Source organism: Pseudomonas oryzihabitans (assembly GCF_024652905.1).
GTDB classification, from domain to species: Bacteria; Pseudomonadota; Gammaproteobacteria; order Pseudomonadales; family Pseudomonadaceae; genus Chryseomonas; species Chryseomonas benzopyrenica.
This window is the reverse complement of sequence record NZ_CP102428.1, coordinates 3,610,844-3,637,075: the sequence shown is the minus strand read 5'-3', so window position 1 is coordinate 3,637,075 and position 26,232 is coordinate 3,610,844. Positions and strand designations below refer to the sequence as shown.

The 26,232-nt window shown below is 67.9% G+C and carries 25 protein-coding genes; 11 read left to right on the top strand and 14 right to left on the bottom strand.

The features are described from left to right. Positions 1–4: 4 nt before the first annotated feature. From NRG74_RS16820 to choX, 3 genes are read right to left on the bottom strand one after another with little or no spacing between them, the layout of a single operon-like run. Positions 5–949, bottom strand: coding sequence for an L-carnitine dehydrogenase (locus NRG74_RS16820; protein WP_064309110.1), 945 nt, complete (start codon positions 947–949; stop codon positions 5–7). Then, complete coding sequence (locus NRG74_RS16815) at positions 946–1,833, bottom strand: 3-keto-5-aminohexanoate cleavage protein (protein ID WP_257704863.1); 888 nt, start codon at positions 1,831–1,833, stop codon at positions 946–948. Before NRG74_RS16815 ends, NRG74_RS16820 begins: the two co-directional genes overlap by 4 nt. Before the next feature lie 19 nt (positions 1,834–1,852). Next, positions 1,853–2,785, bottom strand: a complete 933-nt coding sequence (gene choX / locus NRG74_RS16810; RefSeq protein ID WP_257704862.1) for a choline ABC transporter substrate-binding protein — start codon at positions 2,783–2,785, stop codon at positions 1,853–1,855. A 155-nt stretch (positions 2,786–2,940) separates the two neighbouring features. Between choX and NRG74_RS16805 the strand changes: the two genes are divergently transcribed. The 7 genes from NRG74_RS16805 (at position 2,941) to etfB (ending at position 12,277) form a co-directional block, all read left to right on the top strand. Beyond that, a complete protein-coding gene (locus NRG74_RS16805) occupies positions 2,941–3,924 on the top strand; it encodes a GlxA family transcriptional regulator (protein ID WP_257704861.1) in 984 nt (327 codons plus the stop codon). Between the two features lie 130 nt (positions 3,925–4,054). Then, positions 4,055–5,032, top strand: coding sequence for a dipeptidase (locus tag NRG74_RS16800; protein WP_257704860.1), 978 nt, complete (start codon positions 4,055–4,057; stop codon positions 5,030–5,032). Positions 5,033–5,220: 188 nt separating this feature from the next. Then, positions 5,221–5,751 carry a DUF5943 domain-containing protein gene (locus NRG74_RS16795; protein WP_007160248.1) on the top strand — a complete coding sequence of 177 codons (531 nt, stop codon included), beginning with the start codon at positions 5,221–5,223 and terminating at the stop codon, positions 5,749–5,751. Between the two features lie 107 nt (positions 5,752–5,858). Beyond that, positions 5,859–7,919 (top strand): dimethylglycine demethylation protein DgcA, encoded by a 2,061-nt coding sequence (gene dgcA / locus NRG74_RS16790; protein WP_257704859.1) that lies wholly within the window; start codon positions 5,859–5,861, stop codon positions 7,917–7,919. A gap of 165 nt (positions 7,920–8,084) precedes the next feature. Beyond that, positions 8,085–10,076 carry a dimethylglycine demethylation protein DgcB gene (gene dgcB / locus NRG74_RS16785; protein WP_257704858.1) on the top strand — a complete coding sequence of 664 codons (1,992 nt, stop codon included), beginning with the start codon at positions 8,085–8,087 and terminating at the stop codon, positions 10,074–10,076. 175 nt (positions 10,077–10,251) lie between these two features. Next, the gene (gene etfA / locus NRG74_RS16780) at positions 10,252–11,487 is read left to right on the top strand and encodes an electron transfer flavoprotein subunit alpha (protein ID WP_257704857.1); all 1,236 of its coding nucleotides are present in this window, start codon (positions 10,252–10,254) and stop codon (positions 11,485–11,487) included. After that, positions 11,477–12,277: an electron transfer flavoprotein subunit beta gene (gene etfB, locus NRG74_RS16775; RefSeq protein WP_437181155.1), complete on the top strand. Its 801-nt coding sequence runs from the start codon at positions 11,477–11,479 to the stop codon at positions 12,275–12,277. The genes etfA and etfB overlap by 11 nt, the downstream gene beginning before the upstream one ends. Positions 12,278–12,560: 283 nt before the next feature. Here etfB and polA read toward each other — a convergent pair whose 3' ends face one another. After that, on the bottom strand, positions 12,561–15,308 hold the full coding sequence (gene polA / locus NRG74_RS16770; protein ID WP_257704856.1) for a DNA polymerase I: 2,748 nt from the start codon (positions 15,306–15,308) through the stop codon (positions 12,561–12,563). Positions 15,309–15,419: 111 nt separating this feature from the next. Between polA and NRG74_RS16765 the strand changes: the two genes are divergently transcribed. Both NRG74_RS16765 and NRG74_RS16760 read left to right on the top strand, forming a co-directional pair. Next, positions 15,420–15,710: a DUF2782 domain-containing protein gene (locus NRG74_RS16765; RefSeq protein WP_257704855.1), complete on the top strand. Its 291-nt coding sequence runs from the start codon at positions 15,420–15,422 to the stop codon at positions 15,708–15,710. Positions 15,711–15,772: 62 nt separating this feature from the next. After that, entirely contained in the window at positions 15,773–16,726 is a 954-nt protein-coding gene (locus tag NRG74_RS16760; protein WP_257704854.1) for a homoserine kinase, read from the top strand. Positions 16,727–16,757: 31 nt separating this feature from the next. Here NRG74_RS16760 and NRG74_RS16755 read toward each other — a convergent pair whose 3' ends face one another. From NRG74_RS16755 to NRG74_RS16710, 10 genes are all read right to left on the bottom strand, one after another. Next, the gene (locus NRG74_RS16755; protein ID WP_257704853.1) at positions 16,758–17,087 is read right to left on the bottom strand and encodes a hypothetical protein; all 330 of its coding nucleotides are present in this window, start codon (positions 17,085–17,087) and stop codon (positions 16,758–16,760) included. Continuing rightward, the gene (locus NRG74_RS16750; RefSeq protein ID WP_257704852.1) at positions 17,087–18,007 is read right to left on the bottom strand and encodes a hypothetical protein; all 921 of its coding nucleotides are present in this window, start codon (positions 18,005–18,007) and stop codon (positions 17,087–17,089) included. Before NRG74_RS16750 ends, NRG74_RS16755 begins: the two co-directional genes overlap by 1 nt. A gap of 23 nt (positions 18,008–18,030) precedes the next feature. Beyond that, positions 18,031–18,477: a curli fiber surface-exposed nucleator CsgB gene (locus tag NRG74_RS16745; protein WP_257704851.1), complete on the bottom strand. Its 447-nt coding sequence runs from the start codon at positions 18,475–18,477 to the stop codon at positions 18,031–18,033. 107 nt (positions 18,478–18,584) lie between these two features. Next, positions 18,585–19,424, bottom strand: coding sequence for a CsgG/HfaB family protein (locus NRG74_RS16740; RefSeq protein WP_017641598.1), 840 nt, complete (start codon positions 19,422–19,424; stop codon positions 18,585–18,587). A gap of 15 nt (positions 19,425–19,439) precedes the next feature. Then, the gene (locus NRG74_RS16735; protein WP_017641599.1) at positions 19,440–19,847 is read right to left on the bottom strand and encodes a curli assembly protein CsgF; all 408 of its coding nucleotides are present in this window, start codon (positions 19,845–19,847) and stop codon (positions 19,440–19,442) included. Beyond that, a complete protein-coding gene (csgE, locus tag NRG74_RS16730; RefSeq protein ID WP_017641600.1) occupies positions 19,844–20,227 on the bottom strand; it encodes a curli production assembly/transport protein CsgE in 384 nt (127 codons plus the stop codon). Before csgE ends, NRG74_RS16735 begins: the two co-directional genes overlap by 4 nt. Continuing rightward, positions 20,224–20,844: a helix-turn-helix transcriptional regulator gene (locus NRG74_RS16725; protein WP_256204541.1), complete on the bottom strand. Its 621-nt coding sequence runs from the start codon at positions 20,842–20,844 to the stop codon at positions 20,224–20,226. The genes csgE and NRG74_RS16725 overlap by 4 nt, the downstream gene beginning before the upstream one ends. A gap of 227 nt (positions 20,845–21,071) precedes the next feature. Continuing rightward, positions 21,072–22,082, bottom strand: a complete 1,011-nt coding sequence (locus tag NRG74_RS16720) for an SIS domain-containing protein (protein ID WP_257706608.1) — start codon at positions 22,080–22,082, stop codon at positions 21,072–21,074. A 128-nt stretch (positions 22,083–22,210) separates the two neighbouring features. After that, complete coding sequence (locus NRG74_RS16715; RefSeq protein WP_257704850.1) at positions 22,211–23,647, bottom strand: sigma-54-dependent transcriptional regulator; 1,437 nt, start codon at positions 23,645–23,647, stop codon at positions 22,211–22,213. A gap of 32 nt (positions 23,648–23,679) precedes the next feature. Continuing rightward, the gene (locus tag NRG74_RS16710; RefSeq protein ID WP_257704849.1) at positions 23,680–25,494 is read right to left on the bottom strand and encodes a sensor histidine kinase; all 1,815 of its coding nucleotides are present in this window, start codon (positions 25,492–25,494) and stop codon (positions 23,680–23,682) included. Positions 25,495–25,692: 198 nt separating this feature from the next. On the opposite strand from NRG74_RS16710, the gene NRG74_RS16705 reads away from it, so the two are divergent. After that, the gene (locus NRG74_RS16705; RefSeq protein WP_257704848.1) at positions 25,693–25,893 is read left to right on the top strand and encodes a hypothetical protein; all 201 of its coding nucleotides are present in this window, start codon (positions 25,693–25,695) and stop codon (positions 25,891–25,893) included. A gap of 71 nt (positions 25,894–25,964) precedes the next feature. Then, the gene (locus NRG74_RS16700; RefSeq protein WP_017641606.1) at positions 25,965–26,213 is read left to right on the top strand and encodes a hypothetical protein; all 249 of its coding nucleotides are present in this window, start codon (positions 25,965–25,967) and stop codon (positions 26,211–26,213) included. Positions 26,214–26,232 lie beyond the last annotated feature (19 nt).

Sequence of the window (26,232 nt, the reverse complement as noted above, 5' to 3'; positions counted from 1 at the left end):
GCTCCTAATCCAAGATGCCGTGGCGCGCCTTGCAGTCGGCGATGGCCGCCTGCACCGCCAGCAGGCAGTCGTCGCGATAGCGCTCCAGCGCCGCCAGTTCCAGGTCGCCCTGCTGGGCCTGGGTACCCTCGACCACGGCGTCGATCAGGCCGTCGGTCAGCTCAGGGGCTTCCAGATAGGTCCAGGGCAGCTTCAGCGCCGGGCCGAATTGCTGCATGAAGTGGCGCATGCCCGCTGGGCCGCCGGCCAGGGTGTAGGTGAGGAAGGTACCCATGAACGACCAGCGCAGGCCGGCGCCGTAGCGGATGGCGTCGTCGATCTCGCCGGTGGTGGCGACCCCGTCGTTGACCAGGTGCAGGGCCTCGCGCCAGAGGGCTTCGAGCAGGCGATCGGCGATGAAACCGGGCACCTCCTTGCGCACCCGCAACGGTCGCATGCCCAACTCGCGATAGAAGGCCTCGGCGCGCGCCAGGTTGGCCGCCGAGGTATGGCTGCCACCCACCACCTCCACCAGTGGCAGGAGATAGACCGGATTGAACGGATGGCCTACCAGGCAGCGCTCGGGGTGCAGCGCCTCGGCATAGAAGTCGCTGGGCAGCAGGCCCGAGGTGCTGGAGCAGATCAGGGCGTCGGGCCGTGCCGCGCGACTGACCTGGGCATGCAGTTCGCGCTTGAGCTCTAGGCGTTCGGGGGCGCTTTCCTGGATGACGTCGGCGCTGGCGACCGCGGCGTCCAGATCGGTATGGAAACTCAGGCGCTCCAGGCTGGCGCCGGCTGCCAGGCCCTGGGCCTCCAGCGCCGGCCAGGCATTGGCCAGGCGGGTGCGCAGGGCGGCCTCGGCGCCGGGCGCCGGGTCCCAGGCACGGACGTCCAGGCCCCGGGCCAGGGCGCGGGCGATCCAGCCGGCGCCGATCACGCCGGTGCCGAGGGCGGCGAAGACGGCGCTCATCGGGCACCTCCCAGCTGCATCCGGTCCCGCCCTTCGGCGGGGCTCAGGGCACGGCCGCCCAGCCGTTCGATGATCTGGATGACCCGCTCCACCAGGCTGCCGTTGGTAGCGTGGACGCCCCGGTCCAGCCAGAGATTGTCTTCCAGGCCGACGCGGACGTTGCCGCCCAGCAGCATGGCCTGGGCGGCCATGGGCATCTGCATGCGGCCGATGCCGAAGCCGGCCCAGCAGGCGCCCGGCGGCAGGTTGTCGACCATGGCCTTCATGGTGGTGGTGTCGGCCGGGGCGCCCCAGGGAATGCCCAGGCACAGCTGGAACAGCGGATCCTTCAGCAGACCTTCCTTGAGCAGCTGCTTGGCGAACCAGAGGTGGCCGGTGTCGAAGATCTCCAGCTCAGCCTTCACCCCCAGTTCGGTGATGCGCCTGGCCCCGGCGCGCAGTTGCGCGGGGGTGGAGACATAAATGAAGTCGCCATCGCCGAAGTTGAGGGTGCCGCAATCCAGGGTGCAGATGTCCGGACGCAATTCCTCGATGTGCAGCAGGCGGGTGAGGGGGCCGACCAGGTCCGAGCCGGGGCCGAAGTCGGTGGGCGTCTCGCCCGGCCCGATCTCCAGGTCGCCGCCCATGCCGGCGGTGAGGTTGATGACGATCTCGACGTCCGCCTCGCGGATACGCTCGACCACCTCGCGATAGAGGGCCACGTCGCGGCTGGGCTTGCCGGTGGCGGGGTCGCGCACATGGGCGTGCACCACGGTGGCGCCGGCGCGGGCGGCCTCCAGGGCGGCTGCGGCGATCTCTGCCGGGGTGACGGGAACATGGGGATTGCGGCCTACGGTATCACCGGCCCCGGTCAGGGCGCAGGTGACGATGACATCGGTGTTCATGGGGTCTGTCCTTGGGCGATCAGAGCTTGATGGCGGCGGGCTGGCCAGCGCGGGTGGTCACGCCCTGGAGGAAGGCGTCGAGGCGTTGCGGGTTGTTCTTGAGCCAGGCACGCGCAGCGTCCTTGGGTGCGGTGCGCTCCAGGATGGGGGCCATCACGGCGCTGACCTCGGCGCTGTCCATGTGCAGGTTGGCGAGCAGGCGCTGGACATTGGGGCAGCGCTGCGGATAGTCGGCGGTGGTCACCACCGAGACCGTGGCCTGGCCTTCGTTGGGGCCGAAGACGTCTTCGCTGCCGGTCAGGTAGCGCATCTTGATCTGCAGATTCATGGGGTGCGGCTTCCAGCCGAAGAACACGATCCACTCCTTGCGCTTCTCGGCCCGGCGCACGGCGGTGAGCATGCCCGCCTCACTGGACTCCACCAGCTGGAAGTCCTTGAGGCCGAAGCGGTCGGTCTTGATCATCTCGGCGGTGCCACGGTTGGCGCCGCTGCCCGGCTCGATGCCGTAGATCTTGCCGCCGAGCCTGTCCTTGAAACGGGCGATGTCGGCAAAGGTCTTCAGGCCCCCCTCGTAGACGTATTCAGGTACCGCGAAGGTGGACTGGGCATCGGCCAGCAGCGGCGGGGTCAGCACCTTGACCTGGCCCTTGTCGACGAAGGGCTGCACCACCGGCTGCATGGTCGGCTGCCAGTAGCCGAGGAACACGTCCAGATTCTTGTCGCCCATGGCCGCCATGATGATCTGCTGGGAGGCGGTGGTCGGCTTCACGCCGTAGCCGAGGCCTTCGAGCATGACCTCGGCCAGGGCACTGGTGGCGACCACGTCGGTCCAGCCGACGATGCCCATCCGTACGGTCTGGCAGCTGTCGGGATCGGCGGCGCGGGCGCTGCCGAGGGTGGCGGCCAGCAGGCCGCAGGCGAGGAGGGTGGTGCTGAGGGTCTTGTTGGGCATGGCGAACTCCCTGGAGCGGCGGGCGGGGATGACTGCCGGTTGCCTTCTACCCTAGGCGCCTCGCCTGCCAGGCATGCGTAGCCCGACGACCTGAATTTGCACCCTGGCGACCTTCTTGCTTGCACAAGTCAATCGTTACCGAGGACGCCCCACCCATGCCGCAGTCCTTTGCCTTTCTCCTGCTGCCCGGCTTTTCCGCCCTGGGCTTCATCGCCACCCTGGAACCCCTGCGGGTGGCCAATCGCTTCCGTCCGGGCAGCTATGACTGGCGCATCCTCGGACGTGACGGGGCAGCGGTGACTGCCAGCAACGGCATGTCGGTCAATGTCGACGGCGGCCTGGACGCGCTGGCGCCGGGCACCACCCTGTTCGTGGTGGCCGGTTTCGAGCCCCTGGCCCATTACGACGATGGCCTCGCCGGCTGGCTACGCCAGGTCGCCCGCCACGGCCATCCCCTGGGCGGCATCGACACCGGCGCCCTGGTGCTGGCCCGCGCCGGCCTGCTCGATGGCCATAGGGTCACCCTGCACTGGGAGGCGGTGGCGGCCTTCCGCGAAGCCTGGCCGCAGCTGGTGGTGACCGGCGAGCTGTTCGAGATCGACCGCGGCCGCATCACCTGCGCCGGCGGCACGGCCAGTCTCGATCTGCTGCTGGAGCTGATCGGCCGCAGCCACGGCAGCGAGCTGGCGGTGCAGGTCTCCGAGCAATTCGTGCTCGGGCGCATCCGCCCGCCGCGCGAGCACCAGCGGCTGCAGGTGGCGCAGCGCTACGGCATCGCCAATCGCAAGCTGATCCGGGTGGTGGAGCGGATGGAGCGCCACACCGAGACGCCCCTGGGCACCCTGGAGCTGGCCGCCGGCATCCAGGTGACCCGTCGTCAGCTGGAGCGGCTGTTCCGCCTCCATCTGCAGACGACCCCCTCCACCTTCTATCTGCAACTGCGCCTGGACCAGGCGCGCCAGCTGCTGCAGCAGGGCGAGGCCAGCGTGCTGGACGTGGCCCTGGCCTGCGGCTTCGAGTCCGCCTCCTATTTCTCCCGCTGCTACCGCCAGCGCTTCGGCCTGAGTCCGCGGGAGGATCGGCCTCGCCGCGAGGGCCGGCTGTCGGCGGGCGAGCTCGCCGCGGTCGCTGACCGGTAGCGCGACCCTGGCCTGACGCTTCTGGTGATACCCCTGTCGTTTTTGCATCCGGTCGGCCAGGACCCCGGGGCTATGCTGGCCTCGAATCGCCGGCACCCGTTCCGGCGCGAGACCAACGCCGGAGCCTGTCATGAATGCCACCGAACTCCACGCCGACAGCATCGTCATCGACGGGCTGATCATCGCCAAGTGGAACCGCGAACTCTTCGAAGACATGCGCAAGGGTGGCCTGACCGCCGCCAACTGCACCGTCTCGGTATGGGAGGGCTTCCAGGCGACGGTCAACAACATCGCGGCGAGCCAGAAGCTGATCCGCGAGTGCAGCGACCTGGTGGTCCAGGTGCGCACCACCGCCGAGATCCGCCAGGCCAAGGCCCAAGGCAAGACCGGCATCCTGTTCGGCTTCCAGAACGCCCATGCCTTCGAAGACCAGCTCGGCTACGTCGAGATCTTCAAGCAGCTCGGCGTGGGCATCGTGCAGATGTGCTACAACACCCAGAACCTGGTGGGCACCGGTTGCTACGAGCGTGACGGCGGCCTGTCCGGCTTCGGTCGCGAGATCGTCGCCGAGATGAACCGCGTCGGCATCATGTGCGACCTCTCCCACGTCGGCTCCAAGACCAGCGAGGAAGTCATCCTCGAATCCAAGAAGCCGGTCTGCTACTCCCACTGCCTGCCGTCCGGCCTCAAGGAGCATCCGCGCAACAAGTCGGATGCGGAACTCAAGTTCATCGCCGACCACGGTGGCTTCGTCGGCGTGACCATGTTCGCCCCCTTCCTGGCCAAGGGCATCGACTCGACCATCGACGACTACGCCGAGGCCATCGAGTACGTGATGAACCTGGTGGGCGAAGACGCCATCGGCATCGGCACCGACTTCACCCAGGGCCACGGCCACGACTTCTTCGAGTGGCTGACCCACGACAAGGGCTACGCCCGTCGCCTGACCAATTTCGGCAAGATCGTCAACCCGCTGGGCATCCGCACCGTGGGCGAATTCCCCAACCTGACCGAGACCCTGCTCAAGCGCGGCATGCCCGAGCGCACCGTGCGCAAGGTCATGGGCGAGAACTGGATGCGCATCCTCGGCGAAGTCTGGGGCGAGTAGTGAATACCTCTGGAGCCTACTGCGCACACCGCTAGCGGCGTCGCGTCCTCGCGCCAGGTTCGCCGTACCTCGGTACTGCTCTCACTTGGCACTGCGGGGCTCCTTGTCAGCGGCGCGCTCGCTACGGCTCCACAGGCATTCACCCACACCTTTTTTTAGATACGTATTAGCGAATCGGAGCTCCACACATGGCCAGCCACGCCCCCGAAATGCCCATCCAGGTCGACGACGAAACCGGCGTCTGGACCACCGACGCCCTGCCGATGCTGTACGTACCCCGGCACTTCTTCGTCAACAACCACATGGGCATCGAAGAAGTCCTGGGCGCCGACAAGTACGCCGAGATCCTCTACAAGGCCGGCTACAAGTCGGCCTGGCACTGGTGCGAAAAGGAAGCCGAGTGCCATGGCATCCACGGCGCCGCGGTGTTCGAGCATTACATGAAGCGCCTGTCGCAGCGCGGCTGGGGCCTGTTCGAGACCCAGAAGCTCGACCTGGACACCGGCTACGCCGAGGTCAAGCTCAAGCATTCGGCCTTCGTCTACGTCTACGGCAAGGTCAATCGCAAGGTGGACTACATGTTCACCGGCTGGTTCTCCGGCGCCATCGACCAGATCCTGGCCGCCAAGGGCAGTGCCATCCGCACCGTCACCGTCCAGGAATACAGCGGGTCCGAAGAAGGCCACGACGACGGCCTGTTCGTCACCCGGCCGAAATAACGCCCTGCCCCCGGGTGGCCAGCGACCCGCTCGCCGCCACCCCAGCGACACCCCCCAGAGCAAGAGCGCGGCTCAAGACCGCGCACCAGCCGATCGAGGAGAAGGTCATGGCCTTCGAAGCAATGTTCCAGCCGATCCAGATCGGCAAGCTCACCATCCGCAACCGCGTGCTGTCCACGGCTCACGCCGAGGTCTACGCCACCGACGGCGGCATGACCACCGACAGATACGTCAAGTATTACGAAGAGAAGGCCAAGGGCGGCATCGGCCTGGCCATCTGCGGGGGTTCCTCGGTGGTCGCCATCGACAGCCCGCAGCACTGGTGGAGTTCGGTCAACCTCTCCACCGACCGCATCATTCCGCACTTCCAGAATCTGGCCGACGCCATGCACAAGCATGGCGCCAAGATCATGATCCAGATTACCCACATGGGCCGGCGCTCGCGCTGGGACGGCGGCCACTGGCCGACCCTGATGTCGCCGTCGGGCATCCGCGAGCCCGTGCACCGGGCCACCTGCAAGACCATCGAGCCGGAAGAGATCTGGCGGGTGATCGGCAACTTCGCCCAGGCCGCACGCCGGGCCAAGGCCGGTGGCCTGGACGGCGTCGAGCTGTCCGCCGTGCACCAGCACATGATCGACCAGTTCTGGTCGCCGCGCGTCAACAAGCGCACCGACGAATGGGGCGGCAGCTTCGAGAACCGCATGAGATTCGGCCTGGAGGTGCTCAAGGCCGTGCGCGCCGAGGTCGGTGACGACTTCTGCGTCGGCATGCGCATCACCGGGGATGAATTCCACCCGGACGGCCTGTCCCACGACGACATGAAGCAGATCGCCAAGTACTACAGCGACACCGGCATGCTCGACTTCATCGGCGTGGTCGGCTCGGGTTGCGACACCCACAACACCCTGGCCAACGTCATTCCCAACATGACCTATCCGCCGGAGCCCTTCCTGCACCTGGCGGCGGGCATCAAGGAAGTGGTCAACGTGCCGGTGCTGCACGCCCAGAACATCAAGGATCCGAACCAGGCCACCCGCATCCTGGAGGGCGGTTACGTCGACATGGTCGGCATGACCCGCGCCCACATCGCCGATCCGCACCTGATCACCAAGATCAAGATGGGGCAGATCGACCAGATCCGTCAGTGCGTCGGCGCCAACTACTGCATCGACCGCCAGTACAACGGCCTGGACGTGCTGTGTATCCAGAACGCCGCCACCAGCCGCGAATACATGGGCCTGCCGCACATCATCGAGAAGTCCACCGGGCCCAAGCGCAAGGTGGTCATCGTCGGCGGCGGCCCGGCCGGCATGGAGGCCGCGCGCGTCTCGGCCGAGCGCGGCCATGACGTCACCCTGTTCGAGAAGCAGGAGCAGCTCGGCGGCCAGATCACCCTGGCCTCCCGCGCCCCGCAGCGCGACCAGATCGCCGGCATCACCCGCTGGTACCAGCTGGAGCTGGCGCGCCTGGGCATAGACCTGCGCCTGGGCACCGCCGCCGATCCGGCGACCATCCTCGACCTGCGCCCGGACATCGTCATCCTGGCCAACGGCGGCCATCCCTTCCTGGAACAGGTCGACCACTGGCACGCCGCCGACGGCCTGGTGGTCAGCAGCTGGGACATCCTCTCGGGCAAGGTCGAGCCGGGCAAGAACGTGCTGGTGTACGACACCATCTGCGAATTTACCGGCATGTCGGTGGCCGACTACCTGGCCGACAAGGGCGCCCAGGTCGAGATCGTCACCGACGACATCAAGCCGGGTGTGGCCATCGGCGGGACCACCTTCCCGACCTACTACCGCAGCCTCTACCCCAAGGAAGTGATCATGACCGGCGACCTGATGCTGGAAAAGGTCTATGCCGAGGGCGACAAGAAGGTCGCGGTGCTGGAGAACGAATACACCGGCGCCCGCGAAGAGCGCGTGGTCGACCAGATCGTCATCGAGAACGGCGTGCGCCCGGACGAGGGGCTCTACTACGCCCTCAAGGAAGACTCGCGCAACAAGGGCCAGATGGACATCGAGGCGCTGTTCGCCATCGAGCCGCAGCCGGCGCTCGGCGAGACCGGCAACGGCTACCTGCTCTACCGGATCGGCGACTGCGTGGCCCAGCGCAACACCCACGCCGCCATCTACGACGCCCTGCGCCTGTGCAAGGACTTCTAAGACGGCCTAATCGCTGCTCGAAAATTCGCGGCCATGGGCCGCTCCTACAGGCTCCGAACGTCCCTCGTAGGAGCGGCCCATGGCCGCGATAGCTCACCTTCTGCGGCCCCCGGCGCTTCGCTACCCCGGCCGCGCCTGCGGGGCCCGCCCTGTGAGGATAGATCGATGTTGAACACCATCCTCCCCATCCTGCTCTTCGCCGCCCTGGCCCTCACCGTGATCGGTGCCGTGCGCCGCTTCAGCCTCTGGCGACAGGGGCGTCCGGCCGAGGTCGACTGGCTGGGCGGGCTGCTGAAGATGCCGCGGCGCTACCTGGTGGATCTGCACCACGTGGTCGACCGCGACAAGTACATCTCCAAGACCCACGTGGCCACCGCCGGCGGTTTCGTCCTGGCGGCGCTCCTGGCCATCCTGGTGCACGGCTTCGGCCTGCACAGCCGCATCCTCGGCTGGGCGCTGCTGGCGGCCACCGCCTGCATGTTCACCGGCGCCCTGTTCGTCGCCAAGCGCCGCCGCAACCCGCCGGCGCGGCTGTCCAAGGGCCCCTGGATGCGCCTGCCCAAGAGCCTGCTGGCCTTTGCCGCGAGCTTCTTCATCGCCACCCTGCCGGTCGCCGGCATCCTGCCGCCGGACTTCGGCGGCTGGCTGCTGGCCGCGGTGCTGGCGGTGGGCGTGGCCTGGGGCGTGTCCGAGCTGTTCCTCGGCATGACCTGGGGCGGCCCCATCAAGCACGCCTTCGCCGGTGCCCTGCACCTGGCCTGGCACCGTCGCGCCGAGCGCTTCAGCACCCCGCACAACGCCAGCGCCGCCCGCTCCAGCGGTCTCAAGGCGCTGGACCTGCACGATCCCAAAGCGCCGCTGGGCGTGGAAAAACCCGCCGACTTCACCTGGAACCAGCTGCTCGGCTTCGACGCCTGCGTCCAGTGCGGTCGCTGCGAAGCCATGTGCCCGGCCTTCGCCGCCGGCCAGCCGCTCAATCCCAAGAAGCTGATCCAGGACATGGTGGTCGGCCTCAAGGGCGGCAGCGATGCCCGCTACTTCGGCTCGCCCTATCCGGGCAAGCCGGTCGGCGAGCACGCCGGCGGTCCGCACCTGCCGATCGTGGCGCGCCAGGGCAAGGCCCTGGTGGATGCCGAGACCCTCTGGTCCTGCACCACCTGCCGTGCCTGCGTCGAGGAATGCCCAATGATGATCGAGCACGTCGATGCCATCGTCGACATGCGCCGCCACCTGACCCTGGAACGCGGCGAGACGCCGAACAAGGGCGCCGAGGTGCTGGAAAATCTCATCGCCACCGACAACCCCGGCGGCTTCGCCCCCGGTGGCCGCCTGAACTGGGCCGCCGACTTGGACCTGCCGCTGATGAAGGACAAGGGCCAGGCCGAGGTGCTGTTCTGGGTCGGCGACGGTGCCTTCGACATGCGCAACCAGCGCACCCTGCGCGCCTTCGTCAAGGTGCTCAAGGCGGCCAAGGTGGACTTCGCCGTGCTCGGCCTGGAAGAGCGCGACAGCGGCGACGTGGCCCGCCGTCTGGGTGACGAGGCCACCTTCCAGCAACTGGCCAAGCGCAACATCGAGACCCTGAGCCGGTATCGCTTCCAGACCATCGTCTCCTGCGATCCCCACAGCTTCCACATGCTCAAGAACGAGTACGGCGACCTGGGCGGCCACTACCAGGCGCAGCACCACAGCACCTTCATCGAGACCCTACTCAGCCGTGGTTCCCTGCATCTCGGGCAGCACGCCCTGGCCGAGCAGGGCGCCACCATCACCTATCACGATCCCTGCTACCTGGGCCGCTACAACGGCGAGTACGAGGCGCCGCGCGCGGTGCTCAAAGCGCTGGGCATCGCGGTCAAGGAGATGGAGCGTTCCGGCTTCCGTTCGCGCTGCTGCGGCGGTGGCGGCGGCGCGCCCATCACCGATATCCCTGGCAAGCAGCGGATTCCCGACATGCGCATGGCCGACATCCAGGAAACCGGCGCCGAGCTGGTGGCCGTGGGCTGCCCTCAGTGCACCCTGATGCTGGAAGGCGTGGTCGCCCCGCGTCCGGAGATCAAGGACATCGCCGAGCTGGTGGCCGAAGCCATCGTCGAGGCACCGGTGGACAGCAAGCCGGCCGCCGCGCGGCGGCCGGTGGCGGAGGCCTTGTCGTGAGTGCGGTGTGTGGCCCCCTCACCCTAGCCCTCTCCCCGTGGGGAGAGGGGATGATCAGGTGTGCCAGACAAGTCCCGGTGTTCACCGCTTTTACCCCCTCTCCCCTCAGGGGAGAGGGCTGGGGTGAGAGGCCCACCGCGCACCTAACCTGCCATTTTCAAACGGAGCGCCCAGCATGAGCATCATCCGTCGCGATCCGCGCCGCGAGTGGATCGCGCGCAACCGTCTGCATCCCCTGCACGCGAGCATCGCCAGCAGCGCCGATGCTGAAGCCCGCTGGATGGGCCCCAACGGCCTGGTCCGCAAGAATCCCCACGCCGCGGCCGTCGGTTTCGTCGGCCCCCAGGGCGTCAAGCGTATCGACCGCAGCGGCGCCCAGCAGGGCGGCGGTCGTCGTGGCGCCGCCCAGGCGGTGGAAGAACAGCTGCCGCTGCACCGGATCGCCGAACCGGCCTTCTACATCGCCGTGGTTCCGGATCTGGTCAGTGGTCGCCTGACCGCCCATGACCGTGACCTGCTGGGCCTTGCCCGGCAACTGGCCGGCGCCGAGGGCGCCGTGCTGGCGGTGGTCTTTGGCGAGGTCAAGGAAACCGCCTTCGATACCGCCGGGGTGGATCGCCTGCTGCATCTGGAAGGCGAGCAATTCCAGGGCTATGCCCCCGAACAACGGGTGCTGGCGCTGCGTGCGGTGAACAACGAACTGCAGCCGCGCCACTGGCTGCTGCCCGACAGCCGCAGCGGTGGCGGTGAGCTGGGCCGGCGCCTGGGCGCTGCCCTGCACGAGCGCCCCGCCACCCGTGTCTGGCAGGTCAAGGACGGCCTGGTCATCGGCCGTGCCGGAGCCGGTCGCCAGGATCTGCAGCAGCCGCTGCCGCGTCTGGTCCTGGCCCTGCCGGAGTGTGCGGAGCCGGTCGGCGAGACTCGCCACGAAGTCCTGCCCGTGCAGCTGGAAGGCAATATCGCCCGCCACCTGCCACGCATCGAGGATCTCGGCCCGGTCGCCGTGGATCCCATGCAGATTCCCCTGGGCGAAGCCGAATTCATTCTTTCCGGTGGTAACGGTATCCGCGACTGGGAGCTGTTCCATAGCACCGCCGCGCTGCTGGGTGCCACCGAGGGCGCGTCGCGGGTGGCGGTGGACGACGGCCACATGCCGCGCAACCGCCAGGTGGGTGCCACCGGCACCTGGGTCACTGCGCGGGTCTATCTGGCCGTGGGCATCTCCGGCGCCGTGCAACACCTGCAGGGCATCGCCAGTTGCGACAAGGTCATCGCTATCAATACCAATCCGGGCTGCGACATGGTCAAGCGTGCCGATCTCTCGGTGATCGGCAACGGTGACGCCATCCTGGCCGCCCTGGCGCGGCTGGTCGAACAACAGCGGGCAGGGGAGTTGCAGGATGTCGCTTGAGCAGAAGCTGCCGTCGCTGGACGGCGTCAAGGTCGTGGCCCTGGTGTCCGTTGGCGCCCATCCCACCTCCGGGCGGGCCCGGCGGGCGGAACAGGATGCCCGCGCGGTCGAACTGGGCCTGCGCCTGGTCGGCGACAAGCTGCGCGTGCTGCACGCCGGTGATCCCGCCGAAGAGGCCTTGCGCGGCTATCTGGGCATGGGCGTGCCGGCCCTGCACGTACTGGAACAACCGGCGGGCGCCGATGCCCTGCCAGCCCTGGGCGACACCCTGCGCGAGGTCGGCGCCGGTCTGGTACTGACCGGCAGCCAGGCGGAGACGGGCGAGGGCTCGGGTTTGCTGCCCTATCTGCTGGCCGAGACCCTCGGCTGGCCGCTGGTGGTCGGCCTCGCCGCGGTGGAAGCCGTGGAAGGCGGCCAGGCCACGGTGCTCCAGGCCCTGCCACGGGGTCAGCGCCGGCGGCTGCGGGTACGGCTGCCCTTTGTCGCCAGCGTCGACAGCGCCGCCCCGGCGCCGCGGCAAAGCGCCTTCGGCCCGGCTCGACGTGGCGAGCTGCAGGTGGAAACCACCGAGGTGGTGCAGGACAGTCTGTTCGAAAACGGCGAATTGCAACCGGCCAAGGCGCGCCCCAAGCGCCTCAAGGTGATCAAGGCCAAGACCGCCGCCGACCGCTTCAAGGCCGCCACGGCCAAGGCCTCCGGCGATGGCGGCCAGGTCCTCAAGGATCTGACCCCGGAAGCGGCAGCCGCCGCCATCTTCAAGGTATTGCGCGAGGAAGGCGTGGTGCGCTGAAGCCCTAGCCCTCTCCCTCTGGGAGAGGGCTAGGGTGAGGGCACCTTCGGCGCCCCATCCTCAGGTGGAAAAGGCGGCGCCGTTTTCTACGCTACGAGGTCGCCGTGCCAAAACCACGCTCCAAACCGTCCCCTCTCCCTCAGGGAGAGGGCCGGGGTGAGGGTACCCTTGGCACCCAATCCTCAGGTGGAAAAGGCCGTGCCGTCTGCCACGCCACGGTGCTGCAGAACCCGTAGGTTGGGCTGAGCCTGCGAAGCCCAACGATCCCAACCTCCAGGGCCCGTCAGTGTGCCTCGTCCCAGTTACCACCCACCCCCGACTCCACCAGCAGCGGCACGTCCAGCTCGCCGGCGCCGCTCATCAGCGGTAGCAGGCCCTCGCGCAGACGCTCCACTTGGTCTTCGCGGACCTCCAGCACCAGTTCGTCGTGTACCTGCAGGATCACCCGGGCGTCCAGCTCCGGGGTCGACTGCAGCCAGCCATCCACGGTGATCATGGCGCGCTTGATGATATCCGCCGCGGTGCCCTGCATGGGCGCGTTGATCGCCGCCCGCTCGGCGGCGCGACGCAGGCCCTGGTTCTTGGAGTGGATGTCCGGCAGGTACAGCCGGCGGCCATAGAGGGTCTCCACATAGCCCTGGTCCACCACCTGGGCGCGGGTGCGCTCCATGTAGGCCAGCACGCCGGGATAGCGCTGGAAATAACGATCGATATAGGCCTGGGCCTCGGCCCGGCCGACGCCGATCTGCTTGGCCAGGCCAAAGGCGCTCATGCCGTAGATCAAGCCGAAGTTGATGGCCTTGGCGCGGCGGCGATCCTCGTTGCTGACCTCTTCCAGCGGCACACCCATCACCTCGGCGGCGGTGGCGCGGTGCACGTCCAGGTCGTTCTGGAAGGCGTGCAGCAGCCCTTCGTCCTGAGCCAGGTGGGCCATGATGCGCAGCTCGATCTGCGAATAGTCCGCCGCCAGCAGGCGATAGCCCTGGGGCGCGACGAAGGCCTGGCGGATGCGCCGGCCCTCGGCGGTGCGGATCGGGATGTTCTGCAGATTCGGATCGCTGGAAGACAGCCGCCCGGTCGCCGTAACCGCCTGGTGGTAGCTGGTGTGGATGCGCCCGGTGCGCGGATTGATCTGCTGCGGCAGCTTGTCGGTGTAGGTGCTCTTGAGCTTGCTCATCTGCCGGTACTGCATCAGCACCTTGGGCAGCGGGAAGTCCTGGTCGGCCAGTTCCTGCAGGACCGCCTCGGCGGTAGAAGGTTGGCCGGAGGCGGTCTTGCTGACCACCGGCAGGCCCAGCTTGACGAAGAGGATCTCGCCCAGCTGCTTGGGCGAACCCAGGTTGAATTCCTGGCCGGCCAGCTCATAGGCTTCCTTTTCCAGGGCGATCATCTTTTCGCCCAGCTCGCGGCTCTGCACCCCGAGCAGCGCCGAATCCACCAGGGCGCCGTTGCGCTCGATGCGCGCCAGCGCCGGCACCAGCGGCATCTCGATGTCGCGCAGCACCCCGGCCAGGCCCGATACGGCTTCCAGCTTGGGCCAGAGGGTCTCGTGCAGGCGCAGGGTGACGTCGGCATCCTCGGCGGCATAGGGCCCGGCCTGCTCGATGGCGATCTGGTCGAAGGTCAGCTGCTTGGCGCCCTTGCCGGCGATGTCCTCGAAGCGGATGGTGCTGTGGCCCAGGTACTTGAGCGCCAGGCTGTCCATGTCGTGGCGAGTGGCGGTGGCATCCAGCACATAGGATTCGAGCATGGTGTCGAAGGCGATGCCCTGGATCGTGATGCCGTAGCGGGTCAGCACATTGAGGTCGTACTTGCCGTGCTGCATGACCTTGAGCTTCTTGGGGTCCTCCAGCAGCGGCTTGAGCGCCGCCAGCACCGGCTCCAGTGCGAGCTGGGTCGGCGCGCCCATGTAGCTGTGGGCCAGGGGCACATAGGCGGCCTGGCCCGGCGCCACGGCGAAGGACAGCCCTACCAGCTCGGCGCGCTGGGCATCGATGCTGGTGGTCTCGGTATCGAAGGCGAAGCAGGCGGCGGCCTGCAGCCGCGCCAGCCAGGCGTCGAAGTCGGCCTGCTCCAGCACGGTGTCGTACTGGGTTTCCACCTGGGTGGTGGCGGCATCCTCGGCCAGCGGCAGGGGCGCGCCCTGGCGCTTGGTGTCGCGGATCAGCTCATCCAGCCAGGACTTGAACTCCAACTCCTGGTAGAGCGCCATCAAGGCTTCCACATGGGGCTCGCCCACTTTGAGCTCGTCGAAGGTCAGCTCCAGCGGCACGTCCAGCTTGATGGTGGCCAGCTGGTAGGACAGGTAGGCCTGCTCGCGATGCTGGTCCAGCTTGGCGGCCAGCGACTTGGCGCCGCGCAGGGGCAGGGCGGCCACGGCGTCGAGGTTGGCGTAGAGGGTATCCAGGCCACCACCAATGCCATTGAGCAGCCCGGCGGCGGTCTTCTCACCCACCCCCGGCACCCCGGGGATGTTGTCGATCTTGTCGCCCATCAGCGCCAGGTAGTCGATGATCAGCTCGGGGCCCACGCCGAACTTGGTCTTGACCCCTTCCACGTCCAGCACGCTGCCGCTCATGGTGTTGACCAGGGTGACATAGGGGCAGACCAGCTGGGCCATGTCCTTGTCGCCGGTGGAGATCACCACCGGGCGCTCGGCACTGGCGCAGTGGCGGGCGAGGGTACCGATGACGTCGTCGGCTTCCACCCCTTCGACGGCCAGCAGCGGCAGGCCCAGGGCGCGGATGCAGGCGTGCAGCGGCTCGACCTGGCCGCGCAGGTCGTCGGGCATGGCCGGGCGCTGGGCCTTGTAGTCGGCGAAAAGTTCGTCGCGAAAGGTCGGGCCCTTGGCGTCGAAGACCACCGCGAAGAGGCTGTCCGGATACTGGCGGCGCAGCGAGAGCAGCATGTTGAGCACGCCCTTCACCGCGCCGGTCGGCTTGCCGGTGGAGGTCATCAGCGGCGGCAGGGCATGGAAGGCGCGATAGAGATAGGAGGAACCGTCCACCAGGACGAGAGGGGCGTGGCTCATGGTCTAAACCTTTGTCGTGGCGTGTGCGGCGTCTGTCCGGCCAGTCTCGACGACAACTGGGCCGGGTTCTAGAATCGACCACTCGCTCCGTTCAAAAGGTCAAAGGTTACCATGGGTGCTCGTCGCTTCCTCTTCGCCGCGTTGCTGCTGGCGCCGCTGGTGCAGGCTGCGGAACCGCTGCCACCGGGGGAAAAGCCCCTGCCTGACGAGATCAAGGTGATCCGCTACCAGGCCGGCGACCAGACCATCGAGGAGACGAGCATCCGCGGCGTACTGCAGTCCACCCGGGTCATCCCCAAACACGGCGCACCCTACGAACTGGTACCCGCCGATGGCAGCAGCACCGCCGCCAACGACAAGCCGACCCTGCACGTCCCCAGCTGGCGACTGTTCACCTGGTAGGCGCAGGGCGCCTGGACCGGTAAACTGCGCGCCGCTCGCACATTCTCCCGCCAGGCCCCGTCATGTCCGTCTTCACGCCCCTCGATCGTCCTACCCTCGAAGCCTTTCTCGCGCCCTATGGCCTGGGCCGGTTGCGGGATTTCCGGGGCATCGCCGAGGGTTCGGAAAACACCAACTACTTCATCAGCCTGGAAGGCGGCGAATTCGTCCTGACCCTGGTGGAGCGCGGCCCAGTGGCGGAGATGCCGTTCTTCATCGAGCTGCTCGACGTCCTCCACGACGCCGACCTGCCGGTGCCCTATGCGGTGCGCACCCAGGATGGCCAGGCCTTGCGCGAGCTGGCCGGCAAGCCGGCGCTGCTGCAGCCGCGCCTGGCCGGTCGCCACGAGCGCGCGCCCAATCCCCATCACTGCAGCGAAGTCGGTCACCTGCTGGGCCATCTGCACCGCGCCACTGCCGGTGAAAAACGCATCGAGCGCGCCAGTGATCGCGGCCTGGCCTGGATGCTGGCCGAAGGCGAGCGCCTGGCGCCGAGCCTGGATGCGACCGCCCGGCCGCTGCTGGAGCGCACCCTGGGAGAGATCCGCGAGCTGCTGACCGAACAGCCGCCGCTGCCCGAGGCCAATCTGCACGGCGATCTGTTCCGCGACAACGTGATGTTCGACGGCCCCCGGCTGTCCGGCGTCATCGACTTCTACAACGCCAGTTCCGGCTGGATGCTCTATGACCTCGCCATCACGGTGAACGACTGGTGCTCCACCGAGAGCGGCGCGCTGGACCTGCCGCGCGCTCGGGCGCTGCTGGCGGCCTATGCCGCCGATCGCCACTTCACGCCGCGCGAAGCCGAATTGTGGCCGGTGCTCCTGCGCGTCGCCTGCGTGCGTTTCTGGCTGTCCCGGTTGATCGCCGCCCAGGCCTTTGCCGGTCAGGACGTGCTGATTCATGACCCGGCCGAATTCCAGCAGCGCCTGGCGGCGCGCCAGCAGACCCCGCTGGAATTGCCGCTGACCCTGTAGCCACGGTTCCACGTGGAACCTCTGCGCTGAGCTACAGCTGCAACCGCCGCTCGATGGCGGGCTGCGGCTGTCCCTGCCGCTGCCAGCTCAGCCTTGCTTCGATCAGACTGCCGGGCGCGGCGCCCAGGCGCGTGGTGACCGGGCAGCCGTCACCCCTGGCCTCGCCGGCCTGACGGGTGCGGGCGACACCACCCGGCCCATGCAATTCGATGATGAGTTCGTAGCTCAGAGACGTGTCTTCGCTGGTAAAGCACAGCTGTACCTGAGCGCCCGCCGGTTGCGGCTGCACCTCCAGGCGGGCGCTGGCCGCGGCGCCGCCCGCCAGGGGCAGGAGGGCCGCGAGCAGCCAGGCGGCACGCATCACCGCTGGTTGATGGTGGCGCTGTTGCCGAAGCCGCTCTGCGAGATCTGCGCGCTGTCGTTGAAGCCGTTGAAGTTGGCCGAGGTCTGCAGGATGCTCGCGCGGTTGCTGTCGCCGACCTGGCTGACGCTGGCTGTGCTGATGGCGCTGGTGACGTCGAGCCGCGCCTCGTTGCCATTGCCGCTCTGGACGATGCTGGTCTGGTTGCTGTCACCCTGGACGGTGACGCTGGCCAGGTTGTCGTCGCCGGTGGAGCTACCGCTGAAGCGATTGCCGCGACCGGCCTGGTCGACGTTCAGGGTGTTGCGATTGCCGTCCTGGGTGAAGCTCAATTCGTTGAACTTGCCGGAGGAGAGCACCGTGGCGACATTGGCTTGGCCACGCTGGGTCAGCTCCACGGTGTCGACCGAGTAGCCCTGCTGGGTCAGCTCGATGCGGTTATCGGTGCCGGACTGATTGAGGGTAGCGGTAACGGCATCGCCGCTCTGGTCGACCCGCACCTGGTTGTTGTCACCGTTCTGCTCCAGGGTCAGTTGGGCGCTGGAGGCCGACTGGACCAGGGTGCCGCTGTTGCTGCCCACGGAGGTGAGGGTGGCCTGGTTGCCGAAGCCGTCCTGGGCCAGGCTATGGACGCTGCTGCCGCCTTCCTGGCGCAGGCTCGCCACGTTGCCCTGGGCGTAGCCGTAGATGTCGCCGCCCTGGGTGATGGTGGCGCTGCTGGCGCCGGTCTGGACCACGCTGATCGCGTTGCCTTCGCCCTGCAGCTGATAGAGCGCCGCGCTGTTGCCGGCGCCGCTCTGGTCCAGGGTGATGGTACCGCTGTTGCCATTCTGCTGGACGGTGGCGATGCTGTTCTGGGCAAGGGCGTTGGCGGCCACGAGGGCCAGCGTCAGGGCGGCCAGGGGCCTGAGTAGAAACATCTGTCTGATCTCCATGAGTGCCATCAGCGGTACTGACGTACCACCGTGTTCTGGTTGCTTCCGTACTGGACGATGCGGCTGGACAGGCCCGAGCCGTGCTGTTCGATGCGGGCGTTGCCCTGGACGCCGAGTTGCAGGATGTCGGCCTGGTTGCCGCTGCCGACCTGCTCGATGCGCGCGACGTTGCCGTAGCCACCTTGGAGGATGACTGCGCTCAGCTCCGTGCCATCCTGGAGGATGCTGGCTTCCTGGGTGGCGCCACTCTGGGCGATTTGAGCGCGCAGTGCGGTGCCGCGCTGGTCGATGAGCGCCTGGTTGTCTATGCCGAGCTGGCGGATGGCGGCATCCCGCTGGGCCGCCGGTGCCTGACCCAGATCGCCGGTTTCCATGAGATCGGCGGCCGAGGCCGTAGCCGTCAGGCCGAGTGCCAGGGTGAGGATCACGGCCAGGCCGCGGGGTAGGCTGCGCATCTCTATCACCGTCATTGCCTGAGTTCTCCGTCCGGCATTGTCCGGAGCCGCCTGGCCCATCGCTATCGCTCCAGGGAGCGAATCCCGCGGGCCTTGCGGCTTAATCCCTAGCGCCGGGTCGGCTCCAGGTACTTGGTCAGCGCCGGATCCCGTGGATCACGACCGTCGGCCACCAGCCACAGCCGGCGCTCCACCCCCTGGGCGACCAGATGGGCGACCGCCGCCTCGATGGCGGAGAGCACGCACAGCTGCGCCGGCTCGTTGGTGGTGTAGCCGGATTCGGCTTCGAGCAGCTTCTTGAATTCGATGAACTTGAAGACGCCGGCCTGGCGCCCGATGGAATAGATGGTCTTGGAAGTCATGACATTGGCCAGCACCCGGCCGCTGCGGGTGTCGATGGCGCGCAGATTGACCGTGACCTGATCCACCCGGTACTCCTCGGACAGGCCGATGCCCAGGTAGCGCGCCCCTTCGCCGCCGCTGCGGACGTTGGTGTCATAGGCCACCACGCCGCCTTCCAGCAGCAGGTTGGCCGCCTGCAGCGACGGCAGCGCCTGCTGCAGATTCTCCGGCAGGTCCGGCTTGTTCTGGGTGGCGCGGATGATCTTGCGTTCGGTCAGCAGGTTCTGCAGACCCTCGCGTTCGAGCACTACGAACCAGCCACTGGCCTGCAGGGCGTCCACCAGCATGCTGCCGGCGCCCTGGGTCACGGCGGTGGAAAAGGAACTGGCCGGATTGGGCTTGTACTGCCCGGTCTGGTCGCGGAAGCCGTAGACGGCGGCCACCAGCGGTCCCTTGGGTGGCGGCAGCGCCAGCAGGTCGTAGTAGGTGGAGGCGCGCGGCGTCAGGGTCGGAGCGGCGTTCTGTTCGGCAGGCATGGGGTCGCGTACGCAGCCGGTCAGGACGAGGGCGGCGGTCAGGGCCGCCGCCAGGGAAAAGGCGTTCATGGCAGGCATCCGTGCTCAGGGTTGGTTGAAGCCGTTGACGGAGATTTCCGAAATCTCCCCGGTCCCGCGGTCGGTAATCTGCACGGTCAGGTTGCCGGAGTCGTCGACGATGTTGACGATGAACTGGTCGGTGGACAGGGTGCCCGAGTTGCCGTCCTTGATGTCGGTCAGCACCTGGGACAGCAGCCGCGATTCCAGCTGGCTGGTGAAGCGCTCCAGGGGCGACTGGCTGCTGGCGCTGCTGCGCAGGTCGGGATCCTTGTGACGATCCTGGGCGGTGGCGTTGTTCAGCAGGTAGGTGCCATTGAGCGGATTGCCGCCAAAGGACGGATTCACCGGCGAGTAGACCAGCTCGGTCGCCAGGGCCGGGGCGACGCCCAGGGTGCAGAGCAGGGGCAGGGCCTTCCAGGCGTGCGCATTCATAACTCGTCCTTTTCCATGTCGAAAGTGTCCTGCAGCAGGTTTTCCAGGCGCCGGCGGGTGATGCCCTCGTGGACCTGGTCCGCGGCGGCGTAGGCGGCATCCTTGAGTTCGCTGTTGTTGGGCGGAATGAACTGCCGATAGAGCAGCCGCTGTTCGTACTCCACCCAGACCAGGCTGCCCCAGCGCGCCGAGGGCCGTTCGCGCACCACCAGGTTGAAGTCCAGGTCGGTGGTGTCGGTGAGGCGGTCGGCGAAGTGGCGATAGAAGTCGTGGCCGAAGCGGGAGATGGTGTTGTCCACCAGCAGTCCCTGAATGATGTCGCCCTCGGCCCGCAGCGGGCCGGCCAGCAACAGCCCGAGCAGCAGCCAGGCGGCTTTCATCCCGGTAGATCCTGCCCGGCATGGAAGCGCAACGCCGCCTCGGCGCGGTTGGCGGCGCCGGTCTTGCGCAAGAGGTTGTGCATGTGGCTCTTGACCGTGTGGGTGCTCAGGCACAGCGCCTCGCCGATGGCGGCGTTGGACAACCCGCGGCCGACCAGCCGGAGGATCTCCCGCTCGCGGCGGGTCAGGCCGTCGGCGGCGATGCTGGGGCGCTCACGGGAGCGGCGCAGCAGGTGGGCCAGGATGGCGCGGGGCAGCCAGTCCTCGCCGGCCAACAGCGCGCCGAGCCCTTGCAGCAACTGGTCGCGGCTGGCCTGGGGGGCGAACACGCCCTGGATGGCGGGAAAGCGCTCGACCCAGGGCAGGGCCTGTTCGACGCTGGCATTGAGAAAGGCCACGGTGACCGCCGGCGCCAGGCCTTCCAGCCAGCGTTCCAGTGGCGCCTCGGGCACGCTGCCGAGATCGACCAGCACCAGGCTGGTCTCGCCGGCCGCTTCCAGCTCGCGAGCGCAGCTCAGCTCGATGCCGTGGCGTTCTTCCAGAAAGGGTTTGAGCAATTCCGCCAGGAGGACGTTTCTCGTCGTCAGGCAGACCTTGCTCGCAGGTATCGCGCGCATGTCCATATGGGCTGTCTCATCATCCGTTGCGCGCACGCTGAGACAAATCGCCGGGAGCGACAAGAAAAAATTGACCGATTTCCAGCGACTTACCGGCTCTGTGGACCGCTTGGCAGATTGCCCGTCGATCAGCCGACGGCAGCTAGCTCCAAAGACTTAGCTCTCTGGATGGAGCGGGAAATCCAGGCGCTCCGAAGGCGGCAGCGCCTGGACGCTCGAGCGCGGCCTTAGCGGGTGAGGGTGACCTTGCGCAGATGGCGCGGCTGGTCCGGATCCTGCCCGCGGGCTTCGGCCAGCAGCGCAGCCATGCGATAGAAACTCTGGATCGCCAGCAGGCCGTCCAGGTCCGGATGGCCGGCGACGGCGAGGGGCAGATCGCGCTCGGCGACCTCGTCCGGGGCGGCCAGCAGCACCCGGGCGCCGCGGCCGCGCAAGTCCCGCGCCAGTTGCAGCAGGCCGGCCTGCTCGGGGCCGCGCAGGGCAAAGATCAGCAGCGGATAGCCGCGCTCCACCAGCGCCAGGGGACCGTGCTGCAATTCGGCGCCGCTGAAGGCCTCGCCCTGCAGCGCCGAGGTTTCCTTGAGCTTGAGCGCGGCTTCCTGGGCGATGGCGAAACCGGGTCCGCGACCGACCACCATGCAGCGTTCGGCGTCGCGCAGTACCGGCAGCGCCGGCGCCCAACTCAGCTCGGCCGCGCGATCCAGCGCCGCGGGCAAGGCGGCGCCGGCGGCGAGCAGGGTTTCGTCCTGCTGCCAGTGGGCGATCAGCCGGGCCGCGGCGGCCAGGGTGGCGATGAAACTCTTGGTGGCGGCGACGCTGTGTTCGGGACCGGCCTGCACGCCGATGGCGTGGCGACAGGCCAGGGCCAGGGGCGAGTCGATCTCGTTGACCAGGGCCGCGGTGCGGGCGCCGTAGCGATCCAGCGCCGAAAGGGTCTCGATCAGATCGGGACTGCGTCCGGATTGGGAAAAGCCCAGGGCGAGCTGCCCTTCGACACGCAGCGGCGCCTGGCGCAGGGTCACCAGCGAAGGCGGCAGGGACAGCACCGGCAGCCCCAGGTGGGCCATGGCCAGGTAGGCGAAATAGCTGGCCGCATGGTCCGAACTGCCACGCGCCACGGTCAGCGCCAGCTGCGGCGGCTGGGCTCTGAGGTCGTCGGCCAGGGCCGCCAGGGCCTGGTCGATGGTCGCCAGTTGGCGAGCGACCGCCGCACCGCTGGCGGCGGCTTCTGCGAGCATGAGCGAGGTCAAGAGGGTCTCCTTGCGCGAACGCCTGTTGCATGACGCCTGTTACACGACGTCTGTTGCACGACGCCTGAGTCCCTTACTCTGCCACTCCCGGTCAGGCGCGACCAGCCGACCTTGGCCTAGTCGCCTTCGTCCGCCGCACCGCCGGTGAATTGCAGGTCATGCTTGCGCAGCTTGTCGGACAGCGTCTTGCGCGGCAGGCCCAGGGCTTCGGCCAGGCTGCGCAGGGAGGCGTGAGGCCGGGCCAGTTCGCGCTGAATGAGTTCACGCTCGAAGGCCTCGACCTGCTCGCCCAGCCCGGCGGCCAGGGCGGCCGTGGCGGGCGCTGCCGCAACGGTGGCAGCGGCCACGGGCGGCGCCGCCATGGGCGCCAGGGGCGCATAGGCGCTGTTGTCCAGGGCCAGCTCCAGGCCCAGGGCGAAGCGCTCGGCGGCGTTCTGCAGTTCGCGTACGTTGCCCGGCCAGCTGTGGGCGATCAGCGCCGCGCGCTGCTCGGCATCGGCCTCGCGCACCGGCGTGCCATGGCGCTCGGCGGCGGCCAGGGCGAAGTGGCGGAACAGCGGCAAGATGTCCTCGCTGCGCTCGCGCAGGGCGGGGATGCGCAGGGTGGCGACATTAAGCCGGTAATAGAGGTCGGCACGGAAGCGGCCCTGGTCGGCGGCCTGGCGCAGGTCTTCCTTGGTCGCGGCGACCACCCGGATATCCAGCGGGATCTGCTGGTTGGAGCCGAGGCGCTCGACCTTGCGCTCCTGCAGCAGGCGCAGCAGCTTGACCTGGACATCCAGGCTCATGCTCTCGATCTCGTCGAGAAAGAGGGTGCCACCGCTGGCGTATTCGAACTTGCCGATGCGTCTCTTCTGGGCGCCGGTGAAGGCGCCCTGTTCATGGCCGAAGAGTTCGCTTTCCACCACGGATTCGGCGAGGGCACCGGCGTTGATGGCGACGAAGGGGCCATCACGGCGATTCGACAGGTCGTGCAGGGCACGGGCCACCACCTCCTTGCCGGCACCGGTCTCGCCGTGGATCAGCACATCGGCCTGGGTCGCGGCGAGGGCGCCGATCTGATCGCGCAGCCGGGCCATGCCTGGGGTCTGGCCGATCAGCCGGGTCTGCAGTTCATGGCGCTCGGCCAGGGCCAGGCGCAGGCTGCGGTTTTCCAGTACCAGGTGGCGGGCGCTTAGGGCGCGGCGCACGCTGTCGATCAGCGCATCGTTGGCGAAGGGCTTTTCCAGGAAGTCATAGGCGCCGGCGCGCATGGCCTGCACCGCCAGGGGCACGTCGCCATGGCCGGTGATCAGCACCACCGGCAATTCGGCGTCGCGCTGGTGCAACTGGGCCAGCAACTCCAGGCCATCGATGCCAGGCATGCGGATATCGCTGACCACCACCCCGGGCCAATCGCGCACGGCCGCCAGCTCCAGGTCCCGGGCATCGGCCAGGGTCGTCACCTTGAAGCCGGCCAGGTCCAGGGTCTGGCTCAGTGCCAGGCGCAGGTGGGCGTCGTCGTCGATCAGCAGGATCTGGCTGGCGGGATCGAAGGGGGGCAGGGCGTTCATGACTAGGACCTAAGGTAGAGGGGCTAAGGTGTTCAACCGCGGACTTCTTCCTGGGGCACCGAGGCGACCCCCGGCTTGCCATGCAACAGGTAAAGGCGCACCTCGGCACCGCCATCGCCATGGTTGGACAGGTGCAGATGGCCACCCAGGGTACGCAACAGGTTATCGCAGATCGCCAGGCCCAGGCCGAGGCCCTGGGCGGTGGCCTTGGTGGTGAAGAAGGGTTCGTGGGCGCGGGCCAGGGCCTCGCTGGAAAAGCCCGGACCGTTGTCTCTCAGGATCAGCGTCACGCCGCGCTCGTCGATGCTGGTGGTCAGCCACAGTCGGCGGGTGCTGGTCTTTTCCGCCAGGGCGTCGAGGGCATTGCTCAGCAGATTGCTGATGATCTGCCGCAAGCGGGTTTCGCCGGCCTGCACCCATAGCGGCGCATCGGGCAGGTCGCGGATCAGCTCCACCTGCATGGCCCGGCGCCGCGCGGCGACCAGCGCCAGGGCGTCTTCCAGGGCGCCCTGCAGGACCACGCTCTCCGGCGCGCGGCGGGCGCCGCGGGCATAGGCCTTGAGGTGGGCGATGATGTTGGCCATCCGCGTGGTCAGCTCGCCGATCAGCTTGAGATTGCCGCGGGCGTCGTCCAGGCGATCGTGGTCGAGCAGCACGACGGCGTTTTCCGTGTAGCTGCGAATGGCCGCCAGTGGCTGGTTGAGTTCGTGGCTGATGCTGGCCGACATGGTCCCCAACGCCGACAGCTTGCCCGCCTGCACGGCTTCGTCCTGGGCGCGCATGAGTTCGCGCTGGGCCTGTTCGCGGTCATGGACCTCCTGTTGCAGCCGGGCGTTGAGCGTCTGCAGGTCGCGGGTGCGCTCCTCCACGCTCAGCTCCAGGTCACGCTTGGCGCGGGCATCCAGGGCCAGGCGCTCGATGAAGTGGCGCCGCCGCAGGGTCATGACCACCAGCAACAGCAGCAGCGCCAGCAGGGTCGCCGCGCCGACATAGAGGGCACTGCGCACCTGGCGCTCGACCATCTCCCGTGGTGCCAGGATCCGGGCGGTCCAGCCCACCTCGTCGAGGTTGCGGGTCTGGGTCAGCCAGTCGCCAGGCACCAGGGTCAGGGGGGCGGGATTGGTGGTGGGGTAGGGCCGGTTGGCATTGACCTGCTCGCGCTGGCGCTCGTCCAGCGGATGGGTGGCGCGAAAGCGCCAGGCATCGTGTGAGGTAAGGATGACCACGCCCAGGTCATCGGTCACCAGCAGTTGTTCGGGGGCGTTGCCCCAAAGCCGTTCCGCGCTGTCCAGATCGACCTTGACCACCACCACGCCAATGGCCCGCGCGCCGTCGCGCACGGCGGCGGCAAAGTAGTAGCCGCGCTTGCTGGAGGTGGTGCCGAGGCCGAAGAAGCGCCCCGGCTGGCCTTGCATGGCCGCCTTGTAATAGGGCCGGAAGGAAAAGTCGCGGCCGACGAAGCTGTCTGGCTGGCGATAGTTGGAACTGGACAGGCAGGTGCCGTCATCCTGCATCAGGTAGATGACATCGGCCCCGGTCCGCTGGCGAATGTCTTCCAGCATCTGGCTGGCGGCGTCCTGGGCGCTGCCGTCGCTTTGTCCTTCCAGGGCATGGCGCAGCACCGGCAGATCGCCCAACAGGTCCGGCAGCACCTCGTAGCGCCGCAGGGTGCCCAGCAGGTTGGCGACATAGAGGTCCAGCGTCTGGCCGTTCTGCTCGGCCAGTTGCGCCTCGTAATAGTGCTGGGCTGCATAGCGCAGCGGAATCAGCAGCAGCGTCAGACCCAGGGCCAAGAGCAGCAGACTGCTCCAGCGGGGGCGCTTGGGAAGGTGGGGACTCTTGGGCATGCGCGGCTACGGTAGAGGGGCGTCCCGGCATTATGCCCAAGCCGGGACCCCGGCGAAGAGCTCGCCAGACTGTTAACGCCTTGGCAGTCGATTGAAATATCTTGTTACCGATGGCCCTGGCTGTGGAAAGGGACACGGTTTTGCCGGGCGAAAGGCGGCTAACTGAGGCTGCAATCAGCCACCGAAGGAGTGACTTCCATGAAAAGCACCACCCTCTGCCTGACCCTCGCCGGCCTGCTGGTCACCTCCGCCGCCTTCGCCCAGACGGCGCCGGCCGATCCGGCAGCACCGCCTGCCGCGACGAGCAACAGCCCGGCCAAGACCGGCAAGCAGGCCACTACCCACCACAAGAAGGTGGCCCACAAGAAGGTCCACAAAGCCAGTACCAGCGGCAGCTGATCCGCGGTGCGGCACCTCCCCGCGGGGGAGGTGCCTAAAGAGGAGTGAATCCGTCCAGAGGAGTCCTCCCCATGCGCAAGTCCCTGTTGCTTCCCACTTTGATCCTGGGTCTTGGCCTGTCCGGTGCCGTCCTGGCCCAGACCAGTCCGACCAATCCCCCGGCCACTCCCGCGCGGCCCGATCCCACCAGCAGCCATGGCATGGAAAAGGCGCCCAGCACCGGTGTCGGTGCGGCCGATAATGGCTCCAGCAGCGGTTCGGGCAGTGATACCGGCACTGACCACGTGAAGAAGCCGAAGACCCAGCACAAGGATCATTAAGACATCCCGCCCATTCCCC